This window comes from Pseudomonas sp. P5_A12, from assembly GCF_056400685.1.
On sequence record NZ_JBFUKU010000525.1, the window covers coordinates 1 to 1,942 of the forward strand.

2 protein-coding genes are annotated in these 1,942 nt (G+C 63.0%); one reads left to right on the forward strand and one right to left on the reverse strand.

Annotation, left to right across the window (positions count from 1 at the left end):
* The coding region (locus AC1DSG_RS30725; protein ID WP_477794227.1) for an acyl-CoA dehydrogenase family protein at positions 1-838 on the reverse strand (838 nt) is incomplete at its 3' end.
* A gap of 211 nt (positions 839-1,049) precedes the next feature.
* Here AC1DSG_RS30725 and AC1DSG_RS30730 point away from each other — a divergent pair.
* Complete coding sequence (locus AC1DSG_RS30730) at positions 1,050-1,823, forward strand: glucose 1-dehydrogenase (RefSeq protein WP_477794228.1); 774 nt, start codon at positions 1,050-1,052, stop codon at positions 1,821-1,823.
* Positions 1,824-1,942 lie beyond the last annotated feature (119 nt).

Sequence of the window (1,942 nt, forward strand, 5' to 3'; positions counted from 1 at the left end):
CCACAGGATCGTCAGCGGTACGGGCGCCGTGCTTGCCGATATGTTTGGCGGCATTGTCGCGGAACTCGTTGATCGCGCCCTGCAGGGCACCAATGGCCGAGGTGGAGACGGCGCGGGAGAACACTTGGGCGAACGGGATCGCGTAGATCGGGTTAGTGTTGACCCGGCGCCCGGGCGTCGCTTCGAGCGTCCAGTTATTGGTGCGCTGCACGCGATGGGCAGGGACGAAGACATCCTCGACCACGATGTCATGGCTTCCAGTGCCGCGCAGTCCCATCACGTCCCAATTACGTTCGATCTGATAGTCCTTGCGCGGCAACAGGAAGGTGCCGTGCTCGGCTGCCAGTTCGCCATCGGGCGGCAGGATCCCGCCCAGGAACACCCATTGGCAGTGCTCGCTGCCGCTGGAAAAACCCCAGCGCCCGCTTATGCGGTAACCGCCCTCCACCACCGTGACCCTGGCCGCTGGCATATAGGTCGAGCAGATCAGTGCGTTGTGGTCATCAGACCAGACTTCGCGCTGCGCTTCGATCGGGTAACGCGCCAGTTGCCAGGGGTGAACCCCCATCACGCCGTAGATCCAGGCGGTGGACATGCAACCCTCGGCGAGGATGGTCTGGATTTCGAAGAAGGTACGCGGGTCCACTTCATATCCACCAAACGCCTTTGGTTGCAAGGCGCGCAACAAGCCGGCGGACTGCAGCTCGGCGACGCTCTCCTGCGGCACCTTCAAGTCCTTGTCGGCCTGCTCCGTGCGCGCCTTGAGGGCGGGCACCAGGCTCCGCGCACGTTCAATCAGATCACGTTCGTCCTGGGTCTTTTCTCGCATGCTGTGCATCACTCAACTCTCCCGATCTCACTGCGCCACTGCGCGAGTTGAGATGGATCATCGGATCGAGCGAGCAATCATTCATCGTCAAAGCGGACTAGGGGTGGACTCGCTCCCACCGGTTATGTGCCCTGTTTGATAGTCCATTGAGACGATGCTGGCGGCGGCCGTTGCGGCGATATTTCATCCATCGATAATTGACCCCACGGAGCAAGGGCCCATGAGTATTTTGCAGCGTTTCCAGATGCACGGCAGCGTCGCCATCGTCACCGGCAGCGGCCGGGGAATCGGTCGGGCGATCGCCTTGGCGTATGCCGAAGCCGGTGCCGATGTGGTGTGCTCGGCGCGGTCACTGGACGAGGTTCAGGCAGTGGCCGAAGAAGTTCGCGGCCTGGGACGGCGCGCCCTGGCGTTCGCTTGTGACGTCAACGACGCCGAGCAACGCCACGCTCTGGTGCGTCAAAGCGTGGAACAAATGGGTCGTATCACTCATCTGGTGAACAATGTCGGCGGTGGCGGTCCCAACGATCCGCTGGCGATGACGCCCGAGCAGTTCGCCCAGGTACTGACCTTCAACGTCGCCACCAGCTACGCCTTCTGCCAATTGTGTGTGCCGCTGATGCGCGAGGCAGGTGGCGGCAACATCATCAATATCAGCTCGGTGGCGGCACGCTATGCCCAGCGCCATTTCAGCGCCTACGGCACAGCCAAGGCCGCTCTCAGCCATCTGACCCGTTTGCTGGCCCAGGACTTCGCGCCGCAGGTCCGGGTCAACGCTGTCGCACCCGGCCCGACCCTGACCGAAGCGCTGAATGGCGTGATGCCGACCGCCATGCGCGAGGTCATGGAAGCCAACACCCCGCTCAAATGCCTGGGCACCCCGCAGGACATCGCCGCCGCCGCGCTGTACCTCGCCAGTCCCGCTTCGGCCTGGGTTACCGGCAAGGTTATCGATGTCGATGGCGGCGCCGACTCGTCGGTCTGGCCGGGCTGAACGCCTCCTCTGGGCCCGTCCCTGATGACGTTCGGACGGGCTTTTTTTCCCCCACCTATCTGGAGCCCTGCCATGGACGCTCATTTGATCAACACGCTCGGTGACGAACTGTTCAACGC

What these genes read in the sequence shown, in the direction of transcription:
- AC1DSG_RS30730 (WP_477794228.1), top strand. Translation starts at nt 1,050, where the DNA reads ATGAGTATTTTGCAGCGTTTCCAGATGCACGGCAGCGTCGCCATCGTC.